Origin of the sequence: Streptomyces lavendofoliae (assembly GCF_014649735.1) — a bacterium.
GTDB lineage: Bacteria > Actinomycetota > Actinomycetes > Streptomycetales > Streptomycetaceae > Streptomyces > Streptomyces lavendofoliae.
In genome coordinates this window covers 28,232-41,852 of the sequence record NZ_BMTP01000011.1, presented here as the reverse complement: position 1 = coordinate 41,852, position 13,621 = coordinate 28,232, and the positions used below count along the sequence as shown (strand labels likewise).

Below are 13,621 nucleotides of genomic sequence, written 5' to 3'. Positions count from 1 at the left end.
AGGCGTCCGGCCGGCGGCCGTGTTGTCAGCGCCGGGTGCCATGCTGACGGCATGACCGCGTGGAGTCTGCACGACCTCGACGGAGCCCTGCGAGCCGGCTGGGCCGCCGACACCTGTTCGCCCGACGACCGGCCCTCCTGGGAGCCGGACAATCCGGCCTGGGGGCACTGCGACATCACCGCGCTGCTCGTCAACGACGTCTTCGGCGGCGACTTGGTGGTCGGCGAGGTCCACCTCGGCGGGACGCGACACGGTTTCCACTGGTGGAACCGGCTGCCGAGCGGGGTGGAACTGGACCTGACGCGTGAGCAGTTCAGGGCCGGACAGACCCTCACGGCCGCCCGGGTCGTCGAGCGTCCGCCGGGGCCCCTCCCCCGCCGCTGGGAGGACTACCTCCTGCTGCGCCGGCGCGTCGTCGCCCACCTCGGCGCGCCGCTCCCGGAGCCCGCCTGAGCGACCTCGGGCCGACGCGGCCACCGTCCGGCACGCGCGCTCCGGGGCGCGCGGACGGGACGAGGCCCCGCTCAGGTCAGAGCGTGACCGTACGAAGCCGCCAGGTCTCCCAGCTCCGGCTCGCCGAACACGGCGCGCATCGCCCGGAACGCGGCGGCCTTGTCCTCCCCGTACCGGCGTACGAAGGCGGCGTAGGTGTCCGGGGAGACGAACCTCGGCGGGGTGGTCTTGCTGTGGAACTTGTCCGCGTACATCACCAGCCGCTCCTCCGGCGTGACCGCCAGATAGTCGGACGGCGGCACGGGAAGCCCCTGGCGGAGCACGTCCTCCTTGGTCAGCCCGACACCGGTGTGGCAGGAGCAGAAGCGGCACAGCGCCTCCGGGTATCCCTCCTCCGCCAACAGCGCGTGCCCCAGCACCCCGTGCCGGACGTAACCGCTGCCGTCCAGGCGTCCCTCGGGGTCGTACAGCCGGTAGACCCCGATGTCGTGCAGCAGGCATCCGGCCCGGACCAGCTCGGCGTCGACGTCGTGCCCCGAGGCGGCGATCAGTCGCTCCGCGACCCGCCACACGATCTCGCAGTGCGTGAACACGAGCCGGAATGCCTCGTCGCTCGGAGCGTGCCTGGCGTGCAGGGCCCGGATGTCTTCCACCGTGGGAACGTCCATGCGCGTCATCCAACCACGGCACCGGCGGGCCGAGTTCACGGGCGCCCGCGCCCGTCGAGGTCGCCCGGGTCCGGCCGGGCCCTGGGCCCGGCCGGGGGTCCGGCGGGCGGACGCGGTCACCCCAGGACGAACGGCAGTCTTCCGGCCAGCTCGCCCAGAGCGGCCTGCTCCGCGCCGGTCGGGGCGCGCCGTCCGGTGCCGACGAGCAGCGCGTCCCGGTCGGAGAGCGACGGGGGGAACGCGGTCCCGGCGATCGACTCCAGCATCCCTCGCGACCGGGCGAGCGCCTCCGGCGGCGGACCCGCGACGTCCGGGAGGTGGGCGACCAGGTCGAGGTGGTGCAGGGTCCATTCCAGGACGTACGCGGAGAGGTAGTCGCCGGCCGTGAGGACCACGTCGCGGGTGGCGACGCGCAGCCGCGGGTCGGCGAGTCCGGCCGCGCGGCCGGCGGCCGAGCCGACGTCGTCGAGGTGGTGCTTGAGCAGCCCGGGCCGCTCGTAGGCGGCGGCCAGCCGGACGATCAGCGCGTCGAGCGGGTCGTCGCCGGACGGCGGCGTGCCGGCGACCTCCCAGTAGGTCACCGCGTCGCGGGTGGGCTCGGTGCCGGCGGGGGTCACCAGGGTGATCAGCACGTCCTGCGCGTCGATGACCAGGTGGCACACCAGGTCCCGGACGAGCCATCCGGCGCAGCCGGACGGCCGTGCGAAGTGCTCGTCCGGCAGCTCGGCGACCGCTGTGCGCAACGCCGTCCACGAGCGGGAGAAAAGATCCACACCCGGCACGGTAGTGCGGGGCCGGAGCGCCGGACAAGCGCCCGGCGCGAGGGAGACCGGCCGAGGAACGGTACGCGTGCCACCCTTGCGCCGGTCGCCCGCTCCGCCACGCGGGGGCAGGGGCCCGGGCGGCACGGGAGGCGCTCCCACGCCCCCTTGGCCCGTGCACCCGTGTCCCCGTGCCCCCGTATCACCGTGACGCACCGTCGGACCAGCCGGTGACGGGGGTGTCGCGTGGCGGACCTCAGCGCTTGTCGCCGATCTCCTGGTGCGTCCGCGGCACACGCCGCTGACCGTGCCGTGGCCGGCGGCGCTGGTCCGAACCGCGTCCCGCGCACGGACACGATCGGTGGTGCCGGCGGTGGTGGCAGCCCTGCGGGAGGGCCGGCTCGCGGTCCCGGTCGTCGTTCCGGCCGGGTGGATCAGGCGTCGCCGTGGCGCGCTGCGTCGAGGAGGCGGAGGTAGGCGGCGAGTGCTCCGGCGGCGGTGAGCATGGCCAGGCCCCGCTCGGTGAGCCGTCGGCGCCAGTCGTCGAGCGAGCGGGCGAGCGGCTCGGGGCCGCCGGCGTCCCGGACCTGGTCGAGGACGGCCGAGATGTGGCCGAGCGGGTTGCCGCCGCGCCGGAGCAGGTGGGCGAGTTCGGCGTCGCGGACGTCGCCCGGCGTGTACCGGCGGTGTCCGGTGCCGGGGTCCCTCGCGGGCCGGAGGATCCCGGCTCGCTCCCACTTCCGCAGCGTCGCCGGCGAGACGCCGAGCCGGTGGGCGAGGTGCCCGATCGCCAGGGGGCGGTCCGGGAGCCCGTCGGCCGGAACCCGGCCGAGGGCGTCGGCGGTGGCTTCGACGGCGTCGAGCGTCTCGCGGTCGCGCAGCAGTTGGGCGTGGCCGCGGTCGACGGCCCGGAGCGCGGAGTCGACGTCGCCGCGGTTGACCGCCCGCATGATCTCGGCGCCGGCCGCGTACCCGTACGCCGGGACGAGGGCGAGGTAGGTGCCCAGGGCGTGGCGGTGCACGTCGGAGTAGTCGCGGTAGCCGCCGGCGGTGCGCCCGGCCGGCGGAAGCAGGCCGTCGCGCTCGTAGTTGCGCACCGCCTGGGTGGAGATCCCGTGCTCCCGGGCGAGGTGCACGGGGCGGTACCGCTCACCCGTGACCTGCACGGCCGTTTGAGGGTTCACGGCGTGTTCTCCCAGTGCCGACCGTCGGAAATTCCGGCCAACCTTACACCGTTGGTTCAACGATACGGTGAAGGTCATGACTTCGACCTCCTCCCTCACCTCCGCCGTGCACGGGGCGTTCGGCCTCGACGACGGCCAGGGGCTCGCGGCCGCGCTGGCCGTCTTCTTCGAGGCCCACGACGCACCGCCGGAACTGCTGGCGTTCGGCGAGCCGACGCACTTCGAACCGGCTTTCGGGCACCTTCGCAACCGCATGCTGCGGGTGCTCGTGGAGCACGGTTACCGGTCCCTCGCGGTGGAGTCCGACCGGATCGCCGGACTCCGTGTCGACGCGTTCGTCCGCGGCGGAGCCGGGACACTCGACGGCGTCATGGCCGAGGGTTTCAGCCACGACTTCGGCCTCATGGCCGCCAACCGCGAACTGGTGACCTGGCTGCGCGCGTACAACGACGGCCGGCCGGCCGGTGAACAGGTGGCGTTCCACGGCTTCGACGCACCGACCGAGACGATGAGCGCGCCCAGCCCCCGCCGCTACCTGCGGCACCTCCACGGATATCTGGCCGAGCACCTGGGGCCGGACGCCTTCCCGCACGGCCGGGCGGACCTGGAGCGGCTCCTCGGGGACGACGCGCGCTGGAGCTCCACCGATGCGGTGCTGAACGCCGAGTGCTCCCCCGGCGCCTCGGCGGAGGCATCGGCGCTGCGGGTCGTCACCGACGACCTGCTGACCGTCCTGCACGCCCACGTGCCGCGGCTGGTCGCGGCCACCTCGCTCGACGACTGGCGGCACGCCGAGACGCACGGGCGGGCCGCGCTGGGCCTGTTGCGGTACCACGCGCAGCTCGCCGACCGGACGGCGCCGGGCGAGCGCCTGGCCCGGATCTGCGCGGTCCGGGACGCCCTGATGGTGGAGAACCTGGTGGACATCCGGGCCCACGAGCGGCGCCGCGGCCCCACACTGGTGTTCTCCCACAACCTCCACCTCCAGCGGAATCCCAGCGCGATGGCGATGGGCGACACGGACGTCTCGTGGTTCAGCGCGGGGGCCAACGCCGCCGCCCTGCTGGGCGACGGTTACGCCTTCATCGCCGGCAGCCTCGGGGCGAGCGCCGCGCTGGGTCTGCCGGAGCCCCCCGCGGGCGCCTACGAGGACGCGCTGCGGCCGGCCGCGCGGAACTGCGCCCTGTTCGACGCACGCCGGCTCATGGGCGCGCTGGGCGACACGGCACGGGACGTCCGCACGGACGTGCGCCCCGAACAGGGGTACTTCCCGCTCGACGCCGCGACGATCGGGCACTGCGACGCCGTGCTGCACGTCGCCGTCGCCCCGTCACCCTGACGGGCGGTACACCGCCCGCACCCGCCCGCCCCGGGTGCGGGCGGCGCGCCGGGCGGTCACGCTGGGACGGACCGGCGACCGTACGCAGCCGGCTTTCCGGACCGATGGGAACACGTGAGGCACATGGACAAGTCGAGGCTGATCGAGGCGACCGCGGAGAAGGCCGCGTCGGAGGAGTCCGGCCGGCCGCTGCGCACCGAGGACGTCGAGCGGGTCGTGGACGCCCTCTTCGGGACCGTGGAGCGGCCGGGCACGATCGCGGAGGCGCTGGCGGGAGGCGAGTCGGTGGTGCTCGGCAGCTTCGGCGGGTTCGACCACGCCGACGGCTCCGCCGCCTTCCGGCCGGGCCAGGCGCTCACCGAGTACCTGCGCGGTGAGTCGGGCTGACGGCACGGCGGCCGGGACGCACCGGCGGCCGGGCGGCCATGGATCGCGCCGAGGCCGCCGCTCGCGGAGCCGGCGCCGCCGGGCGCCGGGCATCCGGGCGGTACGAGGCGCCGGTGCGGCAGGTGGGCCGGTGCGGCCGGTGGACCGGTGCCGCAGGCGGACCGGTGCCGCCTTCGGCGGGCGCGGCTCCGGACGGTGCCCGGCGGCAGCCGGCCCGGGGCCGGGCATCCGGGCACGGCGGCCCGGTTCAGGACGCGCCGGGCGGTGCGAGGCGTCGGCGCAGCCGGTGAAGTCCACGGCGGGCGTGGCTCTTGACCGTGCCCAGCGGCAGCCCGGTGCGACGGGCGATCTGCGCCTGGCTCAGGTCGTCGAAGAAGGCCAGGCGCAGGACGACGCGCTGGGCTTCCGGCAGGAGCGCCATCTCCTCACCCACGCGCACCCGGTCCAGGACGTCCTCGGGCCGGGGCGCGGCGGGGGCCGTGTGCCGCGCGCGTTCCGCGCGGGCGGCGAGGTCGGCCCGTCGGGTGCGGGCGGCCAGCGCGTCGGCGATCTTGCGGCGGGTGATGCCGACGAGCCAGGCGGACAGCGGGCCGCGGTCTGGCCGGTAGCCGGCACGGCCCCGCCAGGCGGCGAAGAACACCTGCTGGGTGACGTCCTCGGCTTCGGCGGCGTCGCCGAGCGCGCGCAGGGCGAGCCCGTGGACGAGGGCGCCCCACCGGGCGTACGCGGCCGTGACCGCCTCCTCCTCGCCCCGGACGAGCCGCTCGGCGACGTCCTCGTCCGGCGGCCCCGGCCGCGTGGCGGTGACAGTGGCGGTGACAACGGTCTTCTCCGTCATGGTGGCTGCTCCTCGGCACCGGTGCGGAGCCCGGGTCGTTCCGCCTCCGGCGCCCGGGGTACCGCGCTGAGGCCACCGTGCGGAGAGCAAGATCACCCGGGCAACTCGCAACGCTTGTGCATCGGATAATCGATGCGTGAACGATTCCCCGGAGCCCGGTATGACCACCGGAGCCGTGGCGCGCCTGCTGGGCGTCTCCCCGGTGACGCTGCGCTCCTGGGACCGGCGGTACGGCATAGGGCCGGCGGACCGGCGGACCGGCGGCCACCGCCGGTGGCGGCGGGCCGACCTCGCGGTGCTGAGGGAGATGTGCCGGCTGACCGCCGCGGGGCTCCCGCCCGCAGAGTCGGCCCGTGCCGCGCGGGAACGGTACGGCGACGCGGACGGCGGGGACGTCGGGCCCGGCGGCAACGGCGCGCACGGTGTCCACGGTGTCGTCGACGGGCCCGGCGTCGGCGGCGGGCCCGCTCCCGCCCGGAACGGCCCTCCCGGTGCGGCCGGCACCGACGGCGTGGTGCTGCCCCGGCCGCCGGCCCCGCCCCGCGCGCGACCGAACGCGAACGGAGGGCCGACGGCGGAGGAGGCGCGCCGGGAGTGCCGGGGGCTCGCGCGGGCGGCGGTCCGGCTGGACTCCCCGGCCCTGGACGACCTGCTGGAGGCCGTCCTGGCCCGGCACGGGCCCGTCGTCGCCTGGGAGAGGGTGATGGTCCCGGTGCTGCACGCGGTGGGCCGGACGTGGGAGACGTCCGGCGACCGGTACGTGGAGGTGGAGCACCTCCTGTCGTGGCACGTGTCGACGGCGCTCCGCCGGGTGACGCCGCTCCCCGCTCCCCGCCCCGGGGTCGCCGCGCCGCCCGGGCCCGTGCTGCTCGCCTGCGTACCGGACGAGCAGCACTGCCTCGCCCTGGAGGCGCTCGCCGCCGGGCTGGGTGGCGCCGGGGTGCCGTACCGGATGCTGGGGGCGGCGGTGCCGGTCGAGGCCCTGGGCGCGGCGGTGCGGCGGACCGGGCCGGCCGCGGTGGTGCTGTGGTCGCAGTCGCGCTCGACGGCCAACGTGCCGCTCGCGCGGGACCTGGCCGCCACGGGCTGGGGTGTGCGGGGCGCCAGGAACGCCCCGGCGGTGCTCACCGCGGGTCCGGGATGGGCGGGGCCGCGGCCGGCCGGGGTGCTCCGGCCGCTGTCGCTGCGGGAGGCGCTGTCCGCCCTGGCCGGACCGCACGGGCCGGCACAGGCGCACGCACCGGCCGGGGCGCCGGGGCACGCACCCGCGCGCGGACCCGCCGGGACACCGGGACCCGACGGGGGGCCGGGGCAGGCCGGGACGCGCGGGCTCAGTCCCGCTCCCGGGCCCGCCTGAACCGGGCGAGGGCCTCGGCGAGGTCCACGACCGGATCCGGGTAGTCGTGGCGGGCGCGGCGCGTGTGCGGCAGCTTCCAGGGCTCGTGGACGGCCGGGCCCTCCACGCCGGCGAGTTCGGGCACCCACCGGCGCACGTAGGCGCCGTCGGGGTCGTAGCGCCGGCCCTGGACGACCGGGTTGAGCACCCGGTTGGGGCGCGAGTCGGTGCCGGTTCCGGCCACCCACTGCCAGTTGAGCTGGTTGTTGGCGATGTCGCCGTCGACCAGCAGGTCCAGGAAGTGCCGGGCGCCGACGCGCCAGTCGACGTAGAGCGTCTTGGCGAGGAAGCTCGCCGTCAGCAGTCGGCCCCGGTTGTGCATCCAGCCCTCGTGGGCGAGCTGCCGCATGGCGGCGTCCACGACCGGGTAACCCGTCAGGCCGCGCCGCCACGCCTCGATGTCGGCGGCGGCGGTCCTCTCGGTGCGCCAGTGGTCGTGCCTGGTGCGGTAGTCCCGCACGGCGGCGGCCGGACGGGCGGCCAGCACCTGGCGGTGGAAGTCGCGCCAGCACAGCTGCCGTACGAACGCCTCGGCGCCGGGGCCGCCGTGGCACCGGGCCCGGTGGACGGCCTCGGTCGCCGAGACGGTGCCGAAGTGCAGGTGCGGTGAGAGGCGTGAGGTGGCGTCACCGGCCAGGTCGTCCTGACGCCCCTCGTAGGCGTCCACGCCGTCGCGCAGCCACGCGGCCAGGCGCCGGCGTCCTTCCGTCTCGCCGCCCGGCGCCAGCGCCGGGGAGGTGCCGTCCACGTCCGCGCGGGCGGGCAGCGGCTCGGAGGTCACCGTGCCGGGCACCGGCACCCGGCGCGGGGCGGTGAGGGGTTCGCGCAGCCGGTGGCCCGTCCAGCGCCGGTAGTACGGGGTGAACACCGCGAAGTGGTCCGACCCGGCCGGGGTGAGCGTGCCGGGTTCCACCGCCGTCACCACGCCGTCGTGGACGTACAGGCGCCGGCCGTCCGCCTCCAGCGCCGCGCGCAGGCGGTCCTCCCGGCGGCGGGCGTGCCGGGTGTGCTCGCCGGACATGTGGACCTCGTCCGCGCCGGCCTGTGCGGCGACCGCGCAGGTCTCCCGCACCACGTCGCCGGAGCGGACGACCAGCCGCCCGCCGCGCCGGCGCAGGCCCTCGTCGAGGTCCCGCAGGCAGTCGGCGAGGAACGCCCGCCGGTTGGACACCGCGAAGCCGGCCGCCTCGATGGCGCCGTCCCGGACGAACAGCGGCACCACCTGCCGGCCGCCGCCGAGCGCGGCCCGCAGCGGCGGGTGGTCGTGCAGTCGGAGGTCACCGGTGAACAGCACGACGGAGACGCTCATGTCGCCGCTCCGGTACGCCGCCGTCCGGAGCGGGGACGGGCCCGCTCCTCGCCCTCCGCCGCGCGGGTGATGTTGCGGGCCATGCCCCCGAAGACCATGGCGTGGAACGGGGACACGCTCCACCAGTAGGCGTGGCCCAGCAGGCCGCGGGGATGGAACAGGGCGCGCTGGCGGTAGCGGCTGCGGCCCTCGCCGTCCTCCTCGGCGTACATCTCCAGCCAGGCCAGGCCGGGCAGCCGCATCTCGGCGCGCAGCCGCAGCAGCCTGCCCTGCTGGATCTCCTCGACGCGCCAGAAGTCCAGGGAGTCGCCCACTCTGAGGTGCTGGGCGTCGCGGCGGCCCCGCCGCAGTCCGACGCCGCCGACGAGCCGGTCCAGCCAGCCGCGCACCGCCCAGGCCAGGGGGAAGGAGTACCAGCCATTCTCGCCGCCGATGCCCTCGATGACCCGCCACAGGGCCTCGGGCGAGGCGCCGACGGTCCGTTCGCGCCGGTCGGTGTAGAGGCTGCCGCCCGCCCAGTCGGGGTCGGTCGGCAGCGGGTCGCTCGGCGCGCCGGGCACGGAAGCGGACGACCACCGGGTGGTGACCTGGGCCTCGCGGACCCGCCGCAGGGCGAGGGCGAGCGCCTCGTCGCAGCCGATGGGGTGGCCGGGCGGATCGGGGACGTGGTCGGCGATGTCGTGTTCGCGGCACACCACCTCGTACCGCAGTGACTCGGCGAGCGGTCGCGCGATGGCGGGCGGTACGGGGGTGACCAGACCGACCCAGTGGCTCGACAGGCTCGGGGTGAGGACCGGCACCGGCAGGATGACCCGCCGGGGCAGTCCGGCGACGGTCGCGTACCGGCGCATGAGGTCGCGGTAGGTCAGGACGTCGGGGCCGCCGATGTCGAACGTGCGGTTCACGTCGGGGGGCAGGCCGGCGCTGCCGACGAGGTAGCGCAGCACGTCCCGCACGGCGATGGGCTGGATGCGGGTGCGGACCCAGCTGGGCGTGACCATGACCGGCAGCCGCTCGGTGAGGTAGCGGAGCATCTCGAAGGAGGCGGAGCCGGACCCGAGGACGACGGCGGCGCGCAGCGCGGCGGTGGGCACGCCGGAGTCCAGCAGGATTCCGCCGACCTCGGCGCGCGAGCGCAGGTGCGGGGAGAGCTCCCTCGCCGGTACGCCGTCCGGGGTGAGGCCGCCGAGGTACACGATGCGCCGTACGCCCGCCTCCCGGGCGCAGCGGCCGAAGATCCGCGCCGTGGTGCGGTCGGTCTCCTCGAAGCCGCGTCCGCCGCCGAGGGCGTGGACGAGGTAGTACGCGACGTCCACACCGCTCATCACGGCCCGCACCGACTCCTCGTCGGTGACGTCGCCCCGCGCGACCTCGACCTGGCCCACCCAGGGGTGGTCGCGGAGTTTGCCCGGTGAGCGCGCCAGGCAGCGGACGCGGTGACCGGCGGCCAGCAGCTCGGGGACGAGCCGCCCGCCGATGTAACCGGTGGCGCCGGTGACCAGGCACAGGCCCGTGCCGTTCGGGTGGGTCATGGGGGCTCCTCGGCGGATGGTGCTGTCACGTCCACGTTCCCCCCTGCCCGTCCCTTCCGCCCGGCGGGCCCGTCCGGATGCGCCCGGAAGGCGCGGGGCGGCGGGCGGTGATCCACTGCGGGTACGGCTGTCGCGGGGCCGCGTCGCGCGACAGCCGTGCCACCGGTGGTGCGCCGGGTGCATCCGAGGGGCGTGCCGGTGGCGAAGAGCTGAGGACGGTGCCGTCGACGCGTGAGGGGATGCCGGATGAGGACCGTGCCGGGACGTACGGACCACGTGGTGGTCGTCGGTGCGGGGCTGGCGGGGCTGGCGGCTGCCCTGCACCTGCTCGGCGCGGGGCGCCGGGTCACGGTGGTGGAGCGCTGCGCGGTGCCGGGCGGACGGGCGGGGCTGGAGACGCGGGGCGGCTACCGCATGGACACCGGTCCGACCGTGCTGACGATGCCGGACCTGGTGGAGGAGGCGTTCGCCGCCGTAGGTGTCCGCATGGCCGACCGGCTCGACCTGGTGCCGCTGCACCCGGCCTACCGGGCGCGGTTCGCCGACGGTGCCGCGCTGGACGTGCACACCGGCGCGGACGCCATGGAGGCGGAGGTGGAACGGTTCGCCGGGAGCCGGGAGGCGCTGGGCTACCGGCGGCTGAGGGAGTGGCTGGAGCGGCTGTACCGGGCGCAGATGCGCCGGTTCATCGACGTCAACTTCGACTCGCCGCTCCAGCTGTTCGGCCCGGATCTGGCGCGGCTCGCGGCACTGGGCGGCTTCGGGCGGCTGGAGGGCCGGATCGGCCGGTTCCTGTCGGACGAGCGGCTGCGCCGGGTGTTCTCCTTCCAGGCGTTGTACGCGGGCGTGCCGCCGGCGCGGGCGCTGGCCGCGTACGCCGTGATCGCCTACATGGACACGGTGGCCGGGGTGTACTTCCCCCGGGGCGGCATGCACGCCCTGCCCCGCGCGCTGGCGGACGCGGCGGCCGGGGCGGGCGGGGTGTTCCGGTACGGCGAGACGGCCGCCCGCCTGGAGCGTTCCGGCGACCGGGTCACCGCCGTGGTCACCGACCGGGGCCGGGTGCCGTGCGACGCGGTGGTCCTCACGGCTGATCTCCCCGTGGCGTACCGGCTGCTGGGGCGCCGCCCGCGCCGGCCGGTGCGGCTGCGTCACTCCCCGTCGGCGGTGGTGCTGCACCTGGGGACCGACCGCGCCTGGCCGGAACTGGGGCACCACACCCTGTCGTTCGGGTCGGCCTGGGCCCGGACGTTCGGGGAGATCACCCGTGAGGGGCGACTGATGTCGGACCCGTCCCTGCTCATCACCCGTCCCACGGCCACCGACCCGTCGCTGGCGCCGCCGGGCCGGCACCTGCACTACGTGCTCGCGCCCTGCCCCAACACCGACATCGGGCCGGGTGCCCGCGAGTGGCGCGACCTGGGACCCCGCTACCGCACGGCACTCCTCACCGAGCTGGAGCGGCGGGGGCTGTCCGGCCTCGCCGGTTCCGTGGAGGAGGAGCTGCTGGTCACCCCGGCCGACTGGACCGGCTGGGGCCACGCGGCGGGCACGCCGTTCTCCGCCGCGCACACCTTCGCGCAGACCGGCCCGTTCCGGCCGCGCAACCTCGTGCGGGGCACCGGCAACGCGGTCCTCGCCGGGTGCGGCACGACGCCGGGCGTGGGGGTGCCCACCGTACTGCTGTCGGGCAAGCTCGCCGCCGCCCGGATCACCGGGGTGCGGCCGTCGGGGAGGGCCGGATGACGGTGCGTGAGCTGGACGCCGCGGGGATCACCGACCCGGCGCTGCGGATCGCCTACGCCCGGTCGCGGCAGCTGAACGCGCGGCACGGCAGGACGTACTTCCTGGCCACCCGGTTGCTGCCGGCCGCGCGCCGCCCGGCCGTGCACGCGCTGTACGGCTTCGCGCGGCGGGCCGACGACATCGTCGACGACCTGGGCGACACGGCCGGCCCCGCCGAACGGGCCGCCGCCCTGCGGGCGCTGGAGGAGCGGCTGGACGCGGCGCTGGCCGGGGTTCCGGTGCGGGAGCCGGTGGTGCGGGCGCTCGCGCACACGGCCGCCGCGTACGCCATCGAGCCGTCGCTCTTCCGGGACTTCCTGGTGTCCATGCGCGCGGACCTGGAGGTGACCGGGTACGCGACGTACGACGACCTGCGCGCCTACATGCACGGGTCGGCGGCCGTCATCGGGCTCCAGATGCTGCCGGTGCTCGGCACCGTCGTGCCCCGCGAGGAGGCGGCGCCGCACGCCGCCGCGCTGGGGGTGGCGTTCCAGCTGACCAACTTCGTGCGGGACGTCGGCGAGGACCTCGACCGGGGCCGGGTCTACCTGCCGGCCGACCTCCTCGCGGCGCACGGCGCGCACCGGGACCTGCTGTTGTGGAGCCGGCGCACCGGACGCCGCGACCGGCGGATCGTCTCGGCGCTGGCGGCCGCCGCGGCGCTCACCCGTGACGTGTACCGGGAGGCGGCGCCGGGGCTGGCCATGCTCGACCCGGTGGCCCGGCCGTGCATCCGCTCGGCGTACGTGCTGTACGGCGAGATCCTGGACGCGGTACGGCGGGACGGCTGGTCCTCGGTCCACCGGCGCTCGGCGGTTCCCCGGCGCCGGCGGGCGGTGGTGGCCGCCGCGGGGGTGGCGGGGGTGACGGCCGCCCGGTTGGGCGCGGCGATGCGCAGGGAGGCGGTATGAGCCCGAAGGAGCCGCGGGCGGCACGGAGGCCGCGAAGGCCGGGCACGGGCCGGTTTCCCCTGGCGCTGCGGAAGACGCCCGTGGCCTGGGAGCGGCAGCGTCCCACCTGGCGCGAGGCGCGCCCCGGGCTCATCGCGGACGCGCTGAAGCGGGCCGTGGCACGCCCGTCCGGCAACTGGTACGTGCTGTGCGCGGCCCGGGACCTGCCGGTGGACCGGCCCCGGGGATCGACGGTGGCCGGGGAGGAGGTGGTGGCCTGGCGCGGCGCGGACGGCGGGGTGCACGCGGGGCCGGGCGCCTGTCCGCACCTCGGGGCGCCGCTGGCCCGGAGCCGGGTGCGGTGCGGGACGCTGGTGTGCCACTGGCACGGGCTGGCCCTGGACGGCGGCCCGTTCGCCGGGTGGGAGCCCTTCCCGGCGTACGACGACGGGGTGCTGGTGTGGGTGCGGCTGGACCGGTGCGGTGGCGAGGAGCCGGCGGACCGGCCCTCGGTGCCGGTCCGTCCGGACCCCGGCCGGGCGGTCGCGGCGGTCTGGTCGGGTGTGGGGCGGTGCGAACCGGAGGACGTCGTCGCGAACCGGCTCGACCCGTGGCACGGCGCGTGGTTCCACCCGTACTCGTTCGTCGACCTGACCGTGCTGGACGCCGGCGGGGCGGAGGACTGCTTCCGGGTCGACGTCTCGTTCCGGGTGGCGGGCCGGGTGGTGGTGCCGGTCCGGGCGCGGTTCACGGCGCCGGGACCGCGGACCGTCGTGATGGAGATCGAGGAGGGCGAGGGGCGCGGCTCCGTCGTCGAGACGCACGCCACGCCGCTGGGCCCCGACGCGCTGGGCCGGCCGAGGACCGCCGTGGTGGAAGCGGTGGTCGCGGCCTCCGACCGGCCGGGGTTCGCCGTGGCGCGGGCCGCCGCGCCCCTGGTGCGGCCGCTGATGAGGGTGGCGGCGGGCCGGCTGTGGCGCGACGACCTCGCGTACGCGGAGAGGCGGTGGGAGCTGCGCTCGAAGGGGCGGTTCCCGGGCTGAGCGGGACGGGTCGAGAGGCGCGGTCGGCGGGGCGGA

13 protein-coding genes are annotated in these 13,621 nt (G+C 76.5%); 7 read left to right on the top strand and 6 right to left on the bottom strand.

The window, feature by feature from the left end; all coding sequences use genetic code 11:
• Positions 1-51: 51 nt before the first annotated feature.
• A complete protein-coding gene (locus IE109_RS20775; protein WP_189552460.1) occupies positions 52-453 on the top strand; it encodes a YunG family protein in 402 nt (133 codons plus the stop codon).
• 71 nt (positions 454-524) lie between these two features.
• Here IE109_RS20775 and IE109_RS20770 read toward each other — a convergent pair whose 3' ends face one another.
• The 3 genes from IE109_RS20770 to IE109_RS20760 all read right to left on the bottom strand — a co-directional run bounded on the left by IE109_RS20770 (position 525) and on the right by IE109_RS20760 (position 3,066).
• Positions 525-1,121 carry an HD domain-containing protein gene (locus IE109_RS20770; RefSeq protein WP_189552459.1) on the bottom strand — a complete coding sequence of 199 codons (597 nt, stop codon included), beginning with the start codon at positions 1,119-1,121 and terminating at the stop codon, positions 525-527.
• 116 nt (positions 1,122-1,237) lie between these two features.
• The gene (locus tag IE109_RS20765; protein ID WP_189552458.1) at positions 1,238-1,894 is read right to left on the bottom strand and encodes a maleylpyruvate isomerase N-terminal domain-containing protein; all 657 of its coding nucleotides are present in this window, start codon (positions 1,892-1,894) and stop codon (positions 1,238-1,240) included.
• Between the two features lie 422 nt (positions 1,895-2,316).
• Positions 2,317-3,066, bottom strand: coding sequence for a TioE family transcriptional regulator (locus IE109_RS20760; protein ID WP_229891338.1), 750 nt, complete (start codon positions 3,064-3,066; stop codon positions 2,317-2,319).
• Between the two features lie 76 nt (positions 3,067-3,142).
• On the opposite strand from IE109_RS20760, the gene IE109_RS20755 reads away from it, so the two are divergent.
• Together IE109_RS20755 and IE109_RS20750 are read left to right on the top strand one after the other, a co-directional pair.
• A complete protein-coding gene (locus IE109_RS20755) occupies positions 3,143-4,405 on the top strand; it encodes an erythromycin esterase family protein (protein WP_189552456.1) in 1,263 nt (420 codons plus the stop codon).
• A 123-nt stretch (positions 4,406-4,528) separates the two neighbouring features.
• A complete protein-coding gene (locus tag IE109_RS20750; RefSeq protein WP_189552455.1) occupies positions 4,529-4,792 on the top strand; it encodes an HU family DNA-binding protein in 264 nt (87 codons plus the stop codon).
• 247 nt (positions 4,793-5,039) lie between these two features.
• Here IE109_RS20750 and IE109_RS20745 read toward each other — a convergent pair whose 3' ends face one another.
• A complete protein-coding gene (locus IE109_RS20745) occupies positions 5,040-5,630 on the bottom strand; it encodes a sigma-70 family RNA polymerase sigma factor (protein WP_189552454.1) in 591 nt (196 codons plus the stop codon).
• Positions 5,631-5,790: 160 nt separating this feature from the next.
• On the opposite strand from IE109_RS20745, the gene IE109_RS20740 reads away from it, so the two are divergent.
• The gene (locus tag IE109_RS20740; RefSeq protein WP_189552676.1) at positions 5,791-6,987 is read left to right on the top strand and encodes a MerR family transcriptional regulator; all 1,197 of its coding nucleotides are present in this window, start codon (positions 5,791-5,793) and stop codon (positions 6,985-6,987) included.
• Here the strand turns inward: IE109_RS20740 and IE109_RS20735 are convergent.
• Together IE109_RS20735 and IE109_RS20730 are read right to left on the bottom strand one after the other, a co-directional pair.
• Complete coding sequence (locus IE109_RS20735) at positions 6,962-8,335, bottom strand: cryptochrome/photolyase family protein (RefSeq protein WP_189552453.1); 1,374 nt, start codon at positions 8,333-8,335, stop codon at positions 6,962-6,964. The genes IE109_RS20740 and IE109_RS20735 overlap by 26 nt on opposite strands.
• Complete coding sequence (locus IE109_RS20730; RefSeq protein WP_189552452.1) at positions 8,332-9,867, bottom strand: SDR family oxidoreductase; 1,536 nt, start codon at positions 9,865-9,867, stop codon at positions 8,332-8,334. Before IE109_RS20730 ends, IE109_RS20735 begins: the two co-directional genes overlap by 4 nt.
• A 246-nt stretch (positions 9,868-10,113) precedes the next feature.
• Here IE109_RS20730 and crtI point away from each other — a divergent pair, with 246 nt between their 5' ends.
• The 3 genes from crtI to IE109_RS20715 are packed head-to-tail and all read left to right on the top strand — an operon-like array spanning position 10,114 to position 13,585.
• On the top strand, positions 10,114-11,613 hold the full coding sequence (gene crtI, locus IE109_RS20725; protein ID WP_189552451.1) for a phytoene desaturase family protein: 1,500 nt from the start codon (positions 10,114-10,116) through the stop codon (positions 11,611-11,613).
• Complete coding sequence (locus tag IE109_RS20720; RefSeq protein ID WP_189552450.1) at positions 11,610-12,563, top strand: phytoene/squalene synthase family protein; 954 nt, start codon at positions 11,610-11,612, stop codon at positions 12,561-12,563. Before crtI ends, IE109_RS20720 begins: the two co-directional genes overlap by 4 nt.
• Positions 12,560-13,585 carry a Rieske (2Fe-2S) protein gene (locus IE109_RS20715; RefSeq protein WP_189552449.1) on the top strand — a complete coding sequence of 342 codons (1,026 nt, stop codon included), beginning with the start codon at positions 12,560-12,562 and terminating at the stop codon, positions 13,583-13,585. Before IE109_RS20720 ends, IE109_RS20715 begins: the two co-directional genes overlap by 4 nt.
• Positions 13,586-13,621 lie beyond the last annotated feature (36 nt).